Source organism: Ralstonia sp. R-29 (assembly GCF_049913345.1).
GTDB lineage: Bacteria > Pseudomonadota > Gammaproteobacteria > Burkholderiales > Burkholderiaceae > Ralstonia.
Window position 1 is genome coordinate 3,082,470 of the sequence record NZ_CP184377.1, and the last position, 15,415, is coordinate 3,097,884.

The window sequence follows — 15,415 nt, forward strand, 5'->3', positions numbered from 1 at the left end:
TTTTCTTTGGGGATCCGCATCGATCAATCGCGCGCCGGCATGGCACCGCCCGCCATGGCACCCTGCCGTGCGCCACGCCATGCCCACCACACGCGCAGCCCCAGCAACACCGCCATCACGGCCGCATAGATCGATACCTCGGCAAAGTCATGCTTGCCGGCCTTGTGCCACCAGTAGTGCAGGATGCCGAGCACGCCCGTCACGTACACGAGACGATGCAGCCACTGCCAGCGCTTGCCGCCGAGGCGCCGCACCATCGCGTTGGTGGACGTGGCAGCGAGCGGGATCATCAGCACGAACGCCGCAAAGCCCACGGTAATGAACGGCCGCTTGACGATGTCTTTCAGCATCGACGCCGGATCGAGCCCGCGATCGACCAGCAGCCAGATCAGGAAGTGGATCGTGCCGTAGAAGAACGTGTAGAGCCCCAACATGCGGCGCAGGCGGATGAGCCAGTTCATGCCCGTGAGCCGGCGCAGCGGCGTGATGGCCAGCGTGCAGCACAGCAGCACCAGCGTCCACGTGCCGGTCGAGCGCGTGACGAACTCCAGCGGGTTCGGCCCGAACTGATCGGTCGCGCCCAGGAACACGATGCGCAGGAACGGCACGAGCGCCACCAACCACACGGCGATCTTCACCACGCGCAGTTGCTTGGGCGACAGCATGGGCGGCAGCAGTTTCATGTCGTCCTCAGAAGTTCTTGCGCAGGTCCATGCCCGCGTACAGCGGCGCAACCTGGTCGTAGCCATTGAACATCAGCGTCTTGCGCTTGGGCGCGAACAGGCCGCCGAAGCCGCCCTTGTCTTCGCCGATGCGGCGCTCGGTGGCCTGGCTCCAGCGCGGGTGATCCACGGTCGGGTTCACGTTGGAGTAGAAGCCGTATTCGTTGGCTGCGGCGATGTTCCAGCTGGTGGGCGGCTGCTTGTCGACAAAGCGGATCTTGACGATCGACTTGGCGCTCTTGAAGCCGTACTTCCACGGCACCACCACGCGCACCGGCGCGCCGTTCTGATTCGGCAGCACCTGGCCGTAGAGGCCGAAGGTCAGCAACGCCAGTGGGTGCATCGCCTCGTCCAGGCGCAGGCCCTCGCTGTACGGCCACTCCAGCACCGGGCTGCTGATGCCGGGCATCTGGCGCTTGTCAGCCAGCGAGATGAACTGGATGTACTTGGCGCTGCCCTGCGGCTCCACCCGCTTGATCAGCTCCGCCAGCGGAAAGCCGGCCCACGGAATCACCATCGACCACCCCTCCACGCAGCGCAGGCGGTAGACGCGCTCCTCCATCGGCGCGAGCTTCATCAGGTCGTCCAAATCGTAGGTTTTGGGCGTCTTCACCAAACCTTCCACGCTGACCTGCCACGGATGCGGGCGCAGCGTGCCGGCGTAACGCGCCGGGTCGGACTTGTCGGTGCCGAACTCGTAAAAGTTGTTGTACGTGGTGACTTGGTCGTAGGGCGTGGCCTTCTCGACCGTGGTGTAGGCGGGGTTGGGCTTGGCGGCCAGCTTGGCCAGCGGCGCACTGACAGCAAACGCCTCGCGCGAAGCCCACGGCGTGAGTGCCGCACCAGCGGTCCCCATGGCGGCGGCGGCCAGGAAGCGGCGGCGCTGCTCAAAGATGTGCTGGGGCGTGATCTCGCTGGCGGGGATGTCTTCGCCGTGCAGCCAGCGGTCGGTCTTGATCAGCATGATCGGTGGTCCTCGTTGTGCGGGAACGCTGTCCCATGTGCGTTGGTCGTGCCCGCGCCGCCAACCTGACAGCGCGGGCAAAAAAAAAGTGGCGCTATTCCTTCCTAGGCACCGGCGCGGTGAATTCGCCGTACTGCCGGTAGACCACCTGCGCCACCTCCAGCAACTGCCCGCGCGACAGCGGGCCCGAGACCGCAAACCCCAAGCCGCGATCGGCCCAGTAGAACGCCATCGGCGGCGGATGATCGGCAGTCGGGTGGATCGCCTGCAGCACGCGGTTGTCCGGTGCCAAGGTCTCCAGCCGGAAACCGGTGTCGCGGTTGTTCGGCATGCGACGCAATTGCACGGAGATGCGCGTGCCGCCCGGCCCTTCGTACATCAGCATGGCCGTGGGCATATCTGCCGATACGGTTTGGCGCCCACCCACCAGCCGGTAGCTGAGCGGCGTCAGGTCAGGAATGTGCAGTTGCGCGTCCAGGCGCCGCGACAGCCAAGTGACGAGGTGTGCCTCTTCATTGGCCGGCACCTCCACCATGTGTTTCGACTCAGGGGAGAAGACAACGTGCGATACGAGTGCGTCGTTGGCAAAGCGTTGCATCGGCACCGTGCGCTCCAGGGCGCCTCGACCTAGCCAACCTGCTCCAGTGCCAAGGGCGAGGCACGCGACGCCGGCCGCCACCATGCCCCAGCCCCGCATCGCGCCAAACCCCGCTCTTGCCGGGCGCTGCGCAGCCGCGAGGATCGCCGCAGGAATGCGGCGCTGGGGCACGGGCTCGTTCAGCAGCGGATCCAGCGCGCGATGCAACTGCATATCGGCCTGACGCCACGCGGCGACCTCAGCCGCCGCAGCGGGGTGCGCAGCCAAGTACGCCTCCACCGCGGCACGGCGCGCGGGGGGCAAGCGCCCATCGGCGTAGGCGTGGAGTTCGTCGATGTGGATGGCAGACATGGTCGGCCTCACTTCACGCGGTGCAGCGCTGGGCTGCTATCACCGGAGGAACGGGGCGCGGACGCACCGTCGAGTGCCACCCGCATGCGCTCACGTGCGCGCGACAGCCGCGACATCACCGTGCCCAGCGGCACGCCCAGCACATCGGCGGCTTCCTGATAGGCGAACTGCTCCAGACCCACGAGGAGCAGCACAGCGCGTTGGTCTTCTGGCAGCGTCGCCAGCGCGCGCAGCAGATCGCGCCGCAGGCCGGGGTCCTCTTCGAAGGGGATGTCGGGCGGTGCGTCGGTCAACTCGATCCGGTCGGGCCGACGCACGGCATTGAGGTGCAAGCGATGCATGATGGTCAGCAACCACGCGAACAGGCCGTCCCCCTCGCCCATACCGCCCAGCCGGGGCCGGAACTGGAAGTGCCAGCGGTAGCGCCAGGCGCGTTCCAGCGTGTCCTGGACGAGGTCGTCGGCGCGGCTGGCATCGTGCACCAGACCGCGCGCGTGCCGGCGCAGTCGCGGCGTAAGCGCGATCAGCCGGCTCGCCAGATCGGACATGTCGGCGCGAGCGAGGACGGAGCGCTTATGGCTTGGCGATGTGCCAGACGTTCATGAAGCCATCACCCGTCTGGTCGCCGGGCATCTTGTCCTTGCTCCACAGATAGAGCGGCTTGCCGTGATAGGCCCACTGCTTCTTGCCGTCGTCGCGGGTGATGATGGTGTAGTCGCCGGAAGGTTGGTCGGCGTCATTGGCGGCCAGCGGCGGCCAGTTGTCGGAGCACTTGCCGTTACATGCGCTCTTGCCGGCGGCGGCGTCGCGATCGAACGTGTACAGCGTCATGCCGTGCTGGTCAGTCAGGGTGCCGTTGGTGACCTTGACGGCCGACGGTGTGGAGGACATCCCCATGCCCATGCTGCTGCAGCCGGCCAAACCGAGGGCGGCAAGCATCACGGCACCGGCCAACGCCATGCGTGGACGGAACGACTGAATGGAAGCTGCGGACTGGCTCATCTTGTTCTCCTTGGGGTGGAGGGCACGGTAAGGGGAAAACGAGGTGCCCTCACAGAGCAGTAAACACGCTGGGCGCGTCTTTATTCCAGTCCGCTGAGGAAATTTTGTGATCGGCGAATTACAGCTCGCCGTAGCTGTGCAGGCCCGACAGGAACATGTTCACGCCCAAGAAGGCGAACGTCGTCACCAGCAGCCCGACCAGCGCCCACCATGCCGCCATGCGCCCACGCAGCCCCTTCATCAGCCGCATATGCAGCCAAGCCGCGTAGTTCAGCCAGACGATCAGCGCCCAGGTTTCCTTCGGGTCCCAGCTCCAGTAGCCGCCCCAAGCGTCGGCCGCCCAGAGCGCACCCAGGATCGTCGCGACGGTAAAGAACGCAAAGCCGACGGCGATGGCCTTGTACATCACATCGTCCAGCACTTCGAGCGAGGGCAGGCGGTCGACCAGCATCCCATGTTCCTTGAGCAGGTATGCCGCGCCCACCATCGCCGCCAGCGCGAACGTGCCGTAGCCGATGAAATTGGCCGGCACGTGGATCTTCATCCACCAGCTTTGCAACGCCGGCACCAGCGGCCGGATCTCCTGCGCGCCGCGCGACACCGTGTACCACAGCAGAAAGCCCACCGCCGCTGACACCACCAGCATCACGAACGGCCCCAACGCGCGCGTCTTGTAGCGCTGCTCGTAGTACAGATAGAACAACGAGGTGATCAGCGTGAAGAGGATGAACACCTCATACAGATTCGAGATGGGAATGTGGCCGATGTCCGCGCCCACTAGGTACGACTCGTACCAGCGCACCAGCATGCCGGTCAGGCCCAGCACCACCGCCGCCCAACACATCGAGCTGCCGATCGAGCTGCCCGCCTCCCAGCGCAGCACCAGCCCCATCCAGAAGAACAGCGTGGACAGGAAGATCAGCGCGCTCATCCACAGGATGGCCGACTGACTGGCGAGGAAATACTTGAGGAAGAACGCTTGTTCGGCGCGGGCAAGCTCCGGGCCATTGGCACCGCTGTACTGCGAGACGCCAAACAACGCCAGCACGGCGATGCCGATCATCAGCATACGCACCGGCTTCCACGTCCAGCCCAGCCATGCAAAGGCCGGCACGGCGGCAACGAGAATGCCGCGCTCGTAGCCATCCATATAGGCGCCGTAGCGCGAGAAGGCGTAGCCGGCGCCGGCCGCCAGCAACAGCGCAAAGAGCCAGTCGAACCAGCCCAGGCGGCGGAAGTACGACGGGCGCTCCAACGCACCCAGATCAGCGGTCGCCACGGTCGCTGCAGACAGTTTGGGGGGATTGGTCGCGTCCATCACCTGCTCACTTCGTTGATTTTGGGGCAGCGTCTGCCGCGGAGGCGTCGCTGCGTGTGTCAGTGGCGCCCGCGGCGGCGCGGACATCGTGCTTGAGGCGCTCGAACTCGCGGTCAAAATCGAGCGTGCGGCGTGTGGTCGACATGGCGGTCAGCACATGGGCGCCGGGGGTGGCGTCAGCAGACTCGCCGGAGTGCGGGCGGACCCACAGCCACCAGCGGCGCTCCCGCACGTAGAACATCGAGAACACGCCCAGCACCAGCAGCAACGACCCAAGATACACGATGTTTTTACCCGGCGCACGGGTGAGCTGGAACACGCTGGCCTGCACCTGCTGGAAGTCGGTGAGCTGCAGATACACGGGCGCGCCGTAGAAGAAACTGTCGGAGATCGAGTTGATTGCGCTCTGTAGCCACTGGCTGCTGGCGGCGTCGACGGCAGGCGCAGGCAAGCCATCTTGCGCGCGCGCCAGTTGCCACAACTCCCACATCGAACTGTTGATGATCTTCATCAGCACGTCGGCCGCTTTCTCGCGCTCGCCTTCGGGCACGGACTTCTGCAGGAAGGTCGCCATGGCAGCAAAGCCGCCTTGCGCATCGGCAGGGACGCCCTTTTCGGCGACAGCGCCGGCAAACAGGTCGAGCGCGCGCTGAGCGCTTTCTGTCAATTGCTGGCGCAGCGTGGCGCGGTCGTCGCCCGGCATGGAGAGCAACGCAAAGCGGCGCGCCGCCTCGCCTCGCAGCGCCGGGTTCTGCAGCGCGGCGCGCAGGCGCATCCACTCGTTCACGGTGCCTTGCGTATCTGCGGGAATGCGCAGATAGCGGAACGGCTCGTCCGGCTGCGTGCGCACGCCGGCGAGGAACACCGACTGCCCGTCCAGCGTGATCGGCAGCATGTAGTTGCTGAACTCGCGCGCCTGGCCGTTAGCATCGCGCAGCTTGTACTGCACAGACGGCCCGACGTTACGCAGATCACGATCCTGCGTCATCTTGGTGATGTTGCCGAGTTCAGCCCGGAGGCCGCTATCCGCACTACCCTTCTTGCCGACGCCACGCGCATCGGGCTTGCCGGAGGCGTCCGTCACCGTCTCGATGTTCATGAGGCGGAAATCGCTGAACTCAACGGTGTAGTCGGCGCCGTGGCCGGTCAGCTTGGTGTTTTGCCCCACCGCGCCGGACAGCGCGAAGGTCTTCGCGTCGGCACCCTGCATCGGGAAGCCCATCAGCTTGAGCTTGGAGCCGCCATCTTCAAAACTCGACTGGTAGATCGCCACGCCGTCAACCACAAACGGCTTGTTCACCTCGACACGTGCATCGGTCTGCTTGCCGGTGCGGCGGTCCGTCACGACGATGTCGCTGGCGAACAGCTTGGGCATGCCAGTCGAATAATGCTCCACCGTGAACTTCTTGAGCGTGATCATGAACGGCAGATCCTGGATCAGCGCGCCATCGCCAATGTTCAGGATCGCCGTGCTGACGGTGGAGCCTTCCGGCACGAAGGCATTGCCACGAAAGCCCGGATTGGACGTCGACAGGCGATGCTCCGGCCCGATCTCGCTGATGACCGCATTGCCCTTGATCGGCGACTTGCCGCCAAACCACATCTGCGCGCGGATCATCATGTCGCCATCCAACAGCCCGCCAATGCAGATCACGACGATGGCCGTGTGCGCTAGGATGTAGCCGATCTTGTTGCCGGAGCCCGCTTTTGCCGTAATCAGTGTCGCACCGCCGTCGCGGGCAAACGCCTTGATGCGGAAACCGCGATTCTGCGCAAGCGCCGCCAGACGGGCCGTCACGGTAGCAGTATCGGCCTGCGTGTCGAATTCGTCCTTGTGGTGGAACGCTCGCAGGCTGCCCTCACGCACGTTCTCGCGCCAGGTACGCATGTCGGCCAGCATCTTCGGCGCGTTGCGCACGATGCACAGTGAGGTCGACACCACCAGGAACGCCAGGATCAGCAGAAACCACCACGCGCTGTAGACCGTGGGCAGCGTCAGCGAGCGGAACACATCGGCCCAGAACGGCCCGAACTGGTTGACGTAGTTCGGATACGGCTCGTTCTGCTTGAGCACCGTGCCGATCACGCTGGCAATGGCGATCACCGTCAGCAGGCTGATCGCAAAGCGCATCGACGACAGCAGCTCGACCGTTTCGCGCAGCGCGCGGCGACGGGTGCGGATCTGAACGCCGGAGGTGGAGGCAGAAGTCATGCGGGACAACGCTATTCAGAAACGAAAACAGGGTGGCGATGCCAGGCGCATTGCCACCCTGTTTTCTTGTTGATTGTGCGACCGTCAAACGACGGTCGGGTGCGGCGGATTAGCGCAGACCGGCGATGTAGTCCGCCACGGCCTTGATCTGATCGGCCGTCATGCGCCCTGCCAGATCATGCATTTGCACACTGTTCTTGCGCGTGCCGTTCTGGAACGCCACCAATTGCGCCTCGGTGTATTCGGCAAACTGGCCGGCGATACGCGGATACTGTGCCGGGATGCCGGCACCGGTCGGACCATGGCAGGCCGCGCACGCTGCGATACCACGCTTGGCATCACCGCCGCGATATAGCTTCTGGCCCAGCTCGATGGTGTCCTTGTTCTTGGCCGAGCCCGGCTTCCAGGCGGCTTGCTTGCCCAGGTAGGCGCCAACGTCCTTCATATCCTGATCGGACAGCGCGCTGGCGTACAGCGACATGACCGGCTGGTTGCGCTCGGTCTTGGCCTTGAAATCCTTGAGTTGCTTTTCGATGTACTCGGCGTGCTGGCCCGCGAGCTTGGGGTTGACGTTCATCGCGCTGTTGCCGCCGGCACCGTGGCAGCTGGTACACGCGGGCACGCCGTTGGCAGGAACACCGGTGTTGAAGATCGTCTCGCCGCGCGCCGCATCCGCCTTGGCGACTTTTTGTTCTTCGGCATGGGCCACGGAGAAAGCCGATGCCAGGGACAGCGCTGCAACAGCCAAAACGTTCGCGATGCGGTTCATTCGCACACCTTGTTAGATTGTTTTCGAATGCTGCGTGCGCCGCCTAATGCCGGACCCTGCGGCGCCGGGCATCCCCTTCTCCTCGTACCGGAACCGTGCATGAAAACGGACCGGCCCGGGCCTCGGGGCGGTCCTGCGACGGATCTGGTGGGGACGTCCGTAAACCGGCGTATTGTACAATAACGCCTCTGCAATGCGACCTCGCGGCGCAGCAACCACGCAGTTCTGAACTGCAGTCTACAGGTACTGCCGCGCATGTCGCTTCTGCATCAAGCCCGTTTCTTCATCACCGTCAATCATTTGCGTGATTTACCGGCAACCGCTGTGCCGGAAGTCGCGTTTGCGGGCCGCTCCAACGCAGGCAAATCCACCGCGATCAACATCCTGTGCAACCAGAAGCGGCTGGCGTTCTCCAGTAAGACGCCTGGTCGCACGCAGCACATCAACTACTTCTCGGTGATGCCGGCCAAGGCGGAAGACCCGCTCGGCTTCCTGGTCGACCTGCCAGGTTACGGCTATGCCGAAGCGCCGGGCGAGACCAAGTCGCACTGGGTCCACCTGCTGGGCGACTACGTCAAGGCGCGCCAGCAGCTCGCTGGCCTGGTCATCATGATGGATGCGCGCCGCCCCTTCACGGATCTCGATTGCCAGATGGTCGAGTGGTTCCTGCCCACGGGCAAGCCGATTCACGTGCTGCTCACCAAGGCGGACAAGCTGACCAACAACGATGCCTCGCGCGCGCTGATGGCGGCACGCAAGGTGCTGGCCGATTACCGCGCGCAGATCGAGGGCGACGTGTCGCTCACCGTGCAGTTGTTCTCGAGCCTGAAGCGTCGCGGCATCGAAGAGGCGCAGCGAATTGTCGCAGGCTGGCTGTGCCTGCCCGAGGCACTGGAGCCGGCGCCGCAGTCCACACCATCTGCCGAACCGGCAAAAAAAACCCCGTCGCCAAACGCGCAACGGGGGTAACGACCCCATCGAGCCATCGATGGGAACCCGCGTCAGGGAGGAGCCGCGGGGGACGCTGCATCAGCGTCGCTGGCGCATTGTCCGAGCGTAAGAGGGATAATCGCCAAGAAAGTTTTCAAAGTTCACAGTGTGTTCTTAGGGTCTGCTGAAATGATCTCGAGCTTCCCCGATCATCGTCCGCGCCGCATGCGCCGCGACGATTTCTCCCGCCGCATGATGCGCGAATCGCGCCTCACCGCCGACGATCTGATCTACCCGGTCTTCATCCTCGAAGGCACCAATGTGCGCCAGGCCGTGCCGTCGATGCCCGGCGTCGAACGCGTGTCGGTCGACGTGTTGCTGAGCGTGGCCGAGCAATGCGTGCAACTGGGCATTCCGGTGCTGGCGCTGTTCCCGGTGATCGAGCCGTCGATCAAGACGCCGGACGGCATTGAAGCTACCAACCCGGACGGCCTGATCCCGCGTGCGGTGAAAGCGCTCAAGGCACGCTTTCCCGAGCTGGGCATCCTGACCGATGTGGCGCTCGATCCGTACACGAGTCACGGCCAGGACGGCGTGCTCGATGCCAACGGCTATGTGCTCAACGAAGAGACGGTCGAGATCCTGACGCAGCAGGCACTGGTGCAAGCCGCGGCAGGTGTGGACATCGTCGCGCCGTCGGACATGATGGACGGCCGCATCGGCGCGATCCGCCTGGCGCTGGAGCACGACGACCACATCTACACGCGCATCATGGCCTACGCGGCCAAGTACGCTTCAGCGTTCTACGGCCCGTTCCGTGATGCGGTGGGCTCGGCAGCCAACCTGGGCAAGGGCAACAAGATGACCTACCAGATGGACCCGGCCAATTCGGATGAAGCGCTGCGCGAAGTGGCGCTCGACATCGCCGAAGGCGCCGACATGGTGATGGTCAAGCCCGGCATGCCGTACCTCGACATCGTGCGGCGCGTGAAGGATGAGTTCCGCTTCCCGACCTACGTCTATCAGGTGAGTGGTGAATACGCGATGCTGAAAGCCGCCGCGCAGAACGGCTGGCTGGATCACGACAAGGTGGTGCTGGAGTCGCTGCTGGCGTTCAAGCGCGCTGGCGCGAATGGCATCCTGACTTACTTCGCATTGGACGCCGCCCGGTTGCTGCGCGGCTGATCAGGTGGAAGCCTTCGCCGTCTGTGCTGCGCCGCTTGCACCTAGCGCGCGGCGCAGGCTGGCGAGGAACGTGTCGGCACGCTCAAAGCCGATCACGCGGGCCTGAACCTCGCGACCCTGCGTATCAAAGAAGATCGTGCCAGGCGGGCCGAACAGACCGAAGCGCTTGAGCAGCGCCTGGTCATCTGCGTTGTTGGCCGTCACGTCGGCCTGCAGCAACACCACATCGGCGAGCGCCGAGCGCACCCGCGCATCGGCGAACGTCAGGTGCTCCATCTCCTTGCAACTCACACACCATTCGGCGTAGAAATCGAGCATCACAGGTTTGCCCGCTGCGCTGGCGTTGCGCACCTCAGCATCGAGCTCAGCCACGCTCTTCACGCGCTTGAAGGTCAACGTGGATGCGCTCGTCATCGTTGAGGCGCGCAGCACGCCCGCCAACGGCTGCAGCGGATCGCGCCCGCCTGCGGCCACGCCCACCAACTGGGCCGCGCCGGCCAGCGCCAGCACCACGCCGATCACCTTACCCAAGCGCTGCACGTTGCCTGCGCCATCGGGCAGCGAATCGAACGTTCGCAGAAACACGGCCGCGCCGATCAGCAACGCACCCCAGCCGACCATTGCTACCCACGAGGGCAGCACCGGCTGCACGATGTACCAGGCCACCGCCAGCAGGATGAAGCCAAAGACCGCCTTGGTCACCACCAGCCAATGCCCCGAACGCGGCAGCAGATTGCCCGCGCCCACGCCCACGAGAATCAGCGGAACGCCCATCCCCATGGACAGCGCGAACAGCGCCGTGCCGCCCACCGCGGCGTTGCCCGTCTGCGAGATATAGACCAGCGCCCCAGCCAGCGGTGCGGTCACGCACGGCGACACAATCAAGGCAGATAGCGCACCCATGACGGCAGCCCCCACCACCTGACCTCCACTGAGCTTGTTGGACGCTTGCGTCAAGTGGTGATGCCAAGCCGCCGGCAACTGCAGCTCGTACAAGCCGAACATCGACAACGACAGCAGCGCAATCAGCAATGCAAAGGCGCCCAGCACCCAGGCATTCTGCAGCGCCGCCTGCAGTCCTTGGCCTGCCAGGCCGGCGGCCACGCCAAGCGCTGTATAAACGATGGCCATGCCGAGCACGTAGGCCACCGACACGAATGCCGCCCGCATGCGCGTGGCGTGCTCTCCCACCACGATGGCCGACACGATCGGCAACATCGGCAGCACACACGGCGTAAAGGTCAGCAGCAAGCCCAGACCAAAGAACAGCGCAGCGATCGCGCCGAGGTTGCCGCTGTCGAGTGTGCTGGCAATACGTCCTTGCTTGCCTTCAGGCTCGATGCCATCCGCCGTCGTGGCGGCCGGCGCCACCGGCACGGCCGAAGCAGCTGCCTGGCGGACCTGGAACCGGCTCTTCATCGGCGGATAGCACAGCCCCTGATCCGCGCAGCCTTGCGAAGTGACGATCAGCGTGAACGGCATGGAGGCGTTTTGCGCCTTCACGTAGAAGACGAGTTCGTGGCGATAGGTTTCCACCTCTTTGCCGAAGTTCTCGTCGTGTTTGATCTTGCCCGCGGGGAGCTCGAGCGGCGCAAAGGTGACCCCTGCCGGATCCGCAGCGACAGCCAGCCGCTCGCGATACATGTAGTAGCCGTCGGCGATGCCGAACTTGACCTCAACGGTTTGTCCGTCCAACTGCGTGGCGGAAAAGCGGAAAGCCTGCTCAGGCGGCAGGAACTCATCTCCGGCGTAGGCAGGCGACCGCAGCATCGCCACAGCCATCAGCAACATCAGCAGTTGCAGCACGCGCCGCATCGACGGAAACGAAGAGGAAGTCATATCAACGGCAATCGGACATCAAACAGAAGCGGGGCGCGTTTCGCCAGCCACCCACGCAAGATAGGCCGGCAAACCTGCCACCACTGGCACAGCGATGATTTCAGGCACCTCATACGGATGCGCCTGGCACACCGCGGCCTCCAGCGCTGGGTAGGCGGCTCGTGTGGTCTTGATCAGCAAGGGGATCTCGGTTGCGCGCTCCAACACACCGTTCCACCAGTACGTCGAAGCGCACTCCGGCAAGCGATTGACACAGGCCGCCACCCGCGATTCCAACACGAATTTAGTCACCCGGTCGGCGCTGTCGGCATCAGGCACGTTGGTCAAGACGAGCAGCACATCGGTTCCGTCAGACATCCCTTCTCCACACGCGCGCCCGGGGTTGAAAGAAGACCCGACGCAGATAACAAAAAAGCCAGGATGCGAATCCTGGCTTCATTGTAATGCGCATGAAAACACGCATTTGGCGGCTCACCCGGCGCGACGTCGTGTCACACCAGGAAATCTAGGCTGACCTTATTCGGCGGCAGCTTCGGCGTCGACCGCTTCAGCAACTTCCGGACGGTCCAGCAGCTCGACCAGTGCCATCGGCGCATTGTCGCCCTGGCGGAAGCCGAACTTCAGGATACGGGTGTAGCCGCCCGGACGGGTCGCGAAACGCGGGCCCAGTTCCGTGAACAGCTTGGTGACCATGTCGCGGTCGCGCAGGCGGGCGAATGCCAGACGGCGGTTGGCAACGGTGTCCTTCTTGGCCAGCGTGATCAGCGGCTCGACAACCTTGCGCAGTTCCTTGGCCTTCGGCAGGGTGGTCTTGATCAGCTCGTGCTGCAGCAGCGAGTTGGACATGTTGCGCAGCATCGCGAGACGGTGCGACGAGGTGCGGTTCAGTTTCCGCAAACCATGACGGTGACGCATGATGATTCCTTCTTAAGAGTGTTTGACCAGCTCTTCTATCACCCCTTGCGAGGCGCGGGCCGGTAGCTTTAACAATAGGCCGCTCAGACAGCAACGGCGGGAAGACCGGCCGATGCACACGCACCGGCCGACAACTTGCAATTACTTCTCGAGACCTGCGGGCGGCCAGTTCTCGAGCTTCATGCCGAGCGTCAGGCCACGCGAAGCGAGGACTTCCTTGATCTCGTTGAGCGACTTGCGACCCAGGTTCGGGGTCTTCAGCAACTCGTTCTCGGTACGCTGGATCAGGTCGCCGATGTAGTAGATGTTTTCGGCCTTCAGGCAGTTGGCCGAACGCACCGTCAGCTCCAGGTCATCGACCGGGCGCAGCAGAATCGGATCGATCTGCGGTGCGCGGGCGGCGGCGGCTTCGGCGGCGCTTTCGGTGCCTTCCAGGGCAGCGAACACCGACAGTTGATCCACCAGGATGCGAGCCGACTGGCGGATCGCTTCTTCCGGCGAGATCACACCGTTGGTTTCGATGTTCATCACCAGCTTATCGAGGTCGGTACGCTGTTCCACACGCGCGGACTCAACGGCGTACGACACGCGGCGCACCGGCGCGAACGACGCGTCCAGCACGATGCGGCCGATCACCTTGCTCGACTCATCGCCGAACTTGCGCACGTTACCCGGCACATAGCCGCGGCCTTGCTCGACCTTCAGCTGCAGATCCAGCTTGCCACCAGCCGACAGGTTGGCGATCACGTGACCCGGGTTGATGATCTCGACATCGTGCGGCAGCTCGATATCGGCAGCGGTCACCACACCCTCGCCTTCCTTGCGCAGCGACACCGTGACTTCATCACGGTTGTGCAGCTTGAACACCACGCCCTTCAGGTTCAGCAGCAGGTTGACGACGTCTTCCTGCACGCCATCGATGGTGGAATACTCGTGGACGACCCCAGCGATCGTGACTTCGGTCGGAGCGTAGCCGACCATCGACGACAGCAGCACGCGGCGCAGCGCGTTACCGAGCGTGTGGCCATAGCCGCGCTCGAACGGTTCCATGACGACCTTCGCGTGATGATCGCCAAGCGGCTCAACCGCAATAATTTTGGGCTTCAGGAGTGCTGTTTGCATTAGGTTGTCCTATTTCAATACCCTCGGCTCGTTACACCGATAAGGCTGACGGGGACTAAAAAGAATCCGCCACGAAACGCATGACGGAAGACGCGCGTGCCGCAATCGCGTTGCGGCACGTAACGATTCGGATTGGATCGACGCCCCAGCGATGCCCAGCGCGCGAACACAATGTCGTAGACGATGAGCGTCCCCAAAAGGCGCACGAGCCCGCACCTTGCGGTACGGGCCTCGTCATCAACGCGAATACAATTCGACGATCAGGCTTTCGTTGATGTCGCCGGCGATATCTGCACGATCCGGGACTTGCTTGAACGTGCCTTCCATCTTCTTGGCATCCACAGCAACCCAGATCGGGAAGCCGGTCTGCTCAGCCAGCGTAAGCGATTCAGCAATACGCACTTGCTTCTTCGACTTTTCGCGGATGGCGATCACGTCGCCCGACTTGATCTGGGCCGACGGCACGTTCAGCGCTTGACCGTTCACCAGGATCGCCTTGTGCGACACCAGCTGGCGTGCTTCAGCCCGGGTCGAGCCGAAGCCCATGCGGTAGACGACGTTGTCCAGGCGCGATTCCAGCAGTTGCAGCAGGGTTTCACCCGTGTTGCCCTTGCGGCGGTCAGCTTCAGCGAAGTAGCGGCGGAATTGACGCTCCAGCACGCCGTAGATGCGCTTGACCTTCTGCTTTTCACGCAGCTGGTTGCCGTAGTCGGAGGTGCGGGCACCGGAAGTGCGGCCGTGCTGACCAGGCTTGCTGTCCAGCTTGCACTTGTCGGCGAGCGAGCGACGCGCGCTCTTCAGAAAAAGGTCAGTACCTTCGCGGCGAGACAGTTTCGCCTTGGGGCCGGTATAGCGTGCCACGTTGCGTTCCTTTGTTGTCAGTCATCCGCAGCACAAACTCCGCGGATGGTCCATCACCGGATTCCCAACGGAATCGTGACGAACAGTGGGCTTATGAAAAGACGAAACCCGCCTTCCGGAAAACCCGGAAGACAGGCAAGCGGGCAAGTATAGCACCCGCGGACCAGCCTCGCCAGCAACTGGCGCAGCCGGTCGAATTACTTAGATGCGACGACGCTTCGGCGGACGGCAGCCGTTGTGCGGCACCGGCGTCACGTCTTCGATCACGGCGATCTTGATACCCAGGTTGTTCAGTGCGCGCACGGCCGATTCACGACCCGGGCCCGGGCCCTTGATGCGCACTTCCAGGTTCTTGATGCCTTGGTCCTGCGCCACGCGGCCAGCACTCTCAGCAGCGACCTGCGCCGCGAACGGCGTCGACTTGCGCGAGCCCTTGAAGCCTTGGCCGCCGGACGTCGCCCACGACAGGGCGTTGCCCTGACGGTCGGTGATCGTGATGATCGTGTTGTTGAACGACGCGTGAACGTGCGCGATGCCGTCGGCGACGTTCTTGCGAACCTTCTTACGCGCGCGCTGGGCGGCGGTATTCGCTGCTTTTGCCATAGTTCCTATCCTTTACCCGACGGA

Annotated in this window: 16 protein-coding genes; 2 read left to right on the forward strand and 14 right to left on the reverse strand. The window is 63.9% G+C overall.

What is annotated here, in order from left to right:
• Positions 1–23: 23 nt before the first annotated feature.
• The 8 genes from msrQ to ACN9M1_RS14530 all read right to left on the reverse strand — a co-directional run bounded on the left by msrQ (position 24) and on the right by ACN9M1_RS14530 (position 7,936).
• A complete protein-coding gene (gene msrQ / locus ACN9M1_RS14495) occupies positions 24–683 on the reverse strand; it encodes a protein-methionine-sulfoxide reductase heme-binding subunit MsrQ (protein WP_426395427.1) in 660 nt (219 codons plus the stop codon).
• 7 nt (positions 684–690) lie between these two features.
• Positions 691–1,686: a protein-methionine-sulfoxide reductase catalytic subunit MsrP gene (msrP, locus tag ACN9M1_RS14500; RefSeq protein ID WP_426395428.1), complete on the reverse strand. Its 996-nt coding sequence runs from the start codon at positions 1,684–1,686 to the stop codon at positions 691–693.
• Between the two features lie 94 nt (positions 1,687–1,780).
• Positions 1,781–2,635, reverse strand: coding sequence for an anti-sigma factor family protein (locus ACN9M1_RS14505; RefSeq protein ID WP_426395430.1), 855 nt, complete (start codon positions 2,633–2,635; stop codon positions 1,781–1,783).
• Positions 2,636–2,643: 8 nt separating this feature from the next.
• The gene (locus ACN9M1_RS14510; RefSeq protein ID WP_426395431.1) at positions 2,644–3,183 is read right to left on the reverse strand and encodes an RNA polymerase sigma factor; all 540 of its coding nucleotides are present in this window, start codon (positions 3,181–3,183) and stop codon (positions 2,644–2,646) included.
• Positions 3,184–3,208: 25 nt separating this feature from the next.
• Positions 3,209–3,637, reverse strand: coding sequence for an ATP-binding protein (locus ACN9M1_RS14515; protein ID WP_426395432.1), 429 nt, complete (start codon positions 3,635–3,637; stop codon positions 3,209–3,211).
• A 118-nt stretch (positions 3,638–3,755) separates the two neighbouring features.
• On the reverse strand, positions 3,756–4,955 hold the full coding sequence (gene ccsB / locus ACN9M1_RS14520) for a c-type cytochrome biogenesis protein CcsB (protein WP_426395434.1): 1,200 nt from the start codon (positions 4,953–4,955) through the stop codon (positions 3,756–3,758).
• 7 nt (positions 4,956–4,962) lie between these two features.
• Positions 4,963–7,167, reverse strand: a complete 2,205-nt coding sequence (locus tag ACN9M1_RS14525; RefSeq protein WP_426395436.1) for a cytochrome c biogenesis protein ResB — start codon at positions 7,165–7,167, stop codon at positions 4,963–4,965.
• A gap of 109 nt (positions 7,168–7,276) precedes the next feature.
• Positions 7,277–7,936 (reverse strand): c-type cytochrome, encoded by a 660-nt coding sequence (locus tag ACN9M1_RS14530; protein ID WP_426395438.1) that lies wholly within the window; start codon positions 7,934–7,936, stop codon positions 7,277–7,279.
• A 255-nt stretch (positions 7,937–8,191) separates the two neighbouring features.
• Between ACN9M1_RS14530 and yihA the strand changes: the two genes are divergently transcribed.
• Both yihA and hemB read left to right on the forward strand, forming a co-directional pair.
• Positions 8,192–8,905, forward strand: a complete 714-nt coding sequence (gene yihA, locus ACN9M1_RS14535; protein ID WP_426395439.1) for a ribosome biogenesis GTP-binding protein YihA/YsxC — start codon at positions 8,192–8,194, stop codon at positions 8,903–8,905.
• 150 nt (positions 8,906–9,055) lie between these two features.
• Positions 9,056–10,051, forward strand: a complete 996-nt coding sequence (gene hemB / locus ACN9M1_RS14540; RefSeq protein WP_426395440.1) for a porphobilinogen synthase — start codon at positions 9,056–9,058, stop codon at positions 10,049–10,051.
• Here the strand turns inward: hemB and dsbD are convergent, their stop codons facing one another.
• From dsbD to rpsK, 6 genes are all read right to left on the reverse strand, one after another.
• Positions 10,052–11,890, reverse strand: a complete 1,839-nt coding sequence (gene dsbD / locus ACN9M1_RS14545; RefSeq protein WP_426395441.1) for a protein-disulfide reductase DsbD — start codon at positions 11,888–11,890, stop codon at positions 10,052–10,054.
• An 18-nt stretch (positions 11,891–11,908) separates the two neighbouring features.
• The gene (gene cutA, locus ACN9M1_RS14550) at positions 11,909–12,247 is read right to left on the reverse strand and encodes a divalent-cation tolerance protein CutA (RefSeq protein WP_426395443.1); all 339 of its coding nucleotides are present in this window, start codon (positions 12,245–12,247) and stop codon (positions 11,909–11,911) included.
• 159 nt (positions 12,248–12,406) lie between these two features.
• Positions 12,407–12,805 carry a 50S ribosomal protein L17 gene (gene rplQ, locus ACN9M1_RS14555; protein ID WP_252684657.1) on the reverse strand — a complete coding sequence of 133 codons (399 nt, stop codon included), beginning with the start codon at positions 12,803–12,805 and terminating at the stop codon, positions 12,407–12,409.
• Positions 12,806–12,946: 141 nt separating this feature from the next.
• Entirely contained in the window at positions 12,947–13,927 is a 981-nt protein-coding gene (locus ACN9M1_RS14560; protein ID WP_004634508.1) for a DNA-directed RNA polymerase subunit alpha, read from the reverse strand.
• Positions 13,928–14,164: 237 nt separating this feature from the next.
• Positions 14,165–14,788: a 30S ribosomal protein S4 gene (gene rpsD, locus ACN9M1_RS14565; RefSeq protein ID WP_426395446.1), complete on the reverse strand. Its 624-nt coding sequence runs from the start codon at positions 14,786–14,788 to the stop codon at positions 14,165–14,167.
• 201 nt (positions 14,789–14,989) lie between these two features.
• Positions 14,990–15,391, reverse strand: a complete 402-nt coding sequence (gene rpsK, locus ACN9M1_RS14570; RefSeq protein WP_021197571.1) for a 30S ribosomal protein S11 — start codon at positions 15,389–15,391, stop codon at positions 14,990–14,992.
• Positions 15,392–15,415: the final 24 nt, after the last annotated feature.

What these genes read in the sequence shown, in the direction of transcription:
- ACN9M1_RS14515 (WP_426395432.1), bottom strand. Translation starts at nt 3,637, where the DNA reads ATGAGCCAGTCCGCAGCTTCCATTCAGTCGTTCCGTCCACGCATGGCG.
- rpsK (WP_021197571.1), bottom strand. Translation starts at nt 15,391, where the DNA reads ATGGCAAAAGCAGCGAATACCGCCGCCCAGCGCGCGCGTAAGAAGGTT.
- hemB (WP_426395440.1), top strand. Translation starts at nt 9,056, where the DNA reads ATGATCTCGAGCTTCCCCGATCATCGTCCGCGCCGCATGCGCCGCGAC.
- ccsB (WP_426395434.1), bottom strand. Translation starts at nt 4,955, where the DNA reads ATGGACGCGACCAATCCCCCCAAACTGTCTGCAGCGACCGTGGCGACC.
- cutA (WP_426395443.1), bottom strand. Translation starts at nt 12,247, where the DNA reads ATGTCTGACGGAACCGATGTGCTGCTCGTCTTGACCAACGTGCCTGAT.
- ACN9M1_RS14525 (WP_426395436.1), bottom strand. Translation starts at nt 7,167, where the DNA reads ATGACTTCTGCCTCCACCTCCGGCGTTCAGATCCGCACCCGTCGCCGC.
- ACN9M1_RS14505 (WP_426395430.1), bottom strand. Translation starts at nt 2,635, where the DNA reads ATGTCTGCCATCCACATCGACGAACTCCACGCCTACGCCGATGGGCGC.
- ACN9M1_RS14510 (WP_426395431.1), bottom strand. Translation starts at nt 3,183, where the DNA reads ATGTCCGATCTGGCGAGCCGGCTGATCGCGCTTACGCCGCGACTGCGC.
- msrP (WP_426395428.1), bottom strand. Translation starts at nt 1,686, where the DNA reads ATGCTGATCAAGACCGACCGCTGGCTGCACGGCGAAGACATCCCCGCC.
- dsbD (WP_426395441.1), bottom strand. Translation starts at nt 11,890, where the DNA reads ATGACTTCCTCTTCGTTTCCGTCGATGCGGCGCGTGCTGCAACTGCTG.
- yihA (WP_426395439.1), top strand. Translation starts at nt 8,192, where the DNA reads ATGTCGCTTCTGCATCAAGCCCGTTTCTTCATCACCGTCAATCATTTG.
- ACN9M1_RS14560 (WP_004634508.1), bottom strand. Translation starts at nt 13,927, where the DNA reads ATGCAAACAGCACTCCTGAAGCCCAAAATTATTGCGGTTGAGCCGCTT.
- rplQ (WP_252684657.1), bottom strand. Translation starts at nt 12,805, where the DNA reads ATGCGTCACCGTCATGGTTTGCGGAAACTGAACCGCACCTCGTCGCAC.
- ACN9M1_RS14530 (WP_426395438.1), bottom strand. Translation starts at nt 7,936, where the DNA reads ATGAACCGCATCGCGAACGTTTTGGCTGTTGCAGCGCTGTCCCTGGCA.
- msrQ (WP_426395427.1), bottom strand. Translation starts at nt 683, where the DNA reads ATGAAACTGCTGCCGCCCATGCTGTCGCCCAAGCAACTGCGCGTGGTG.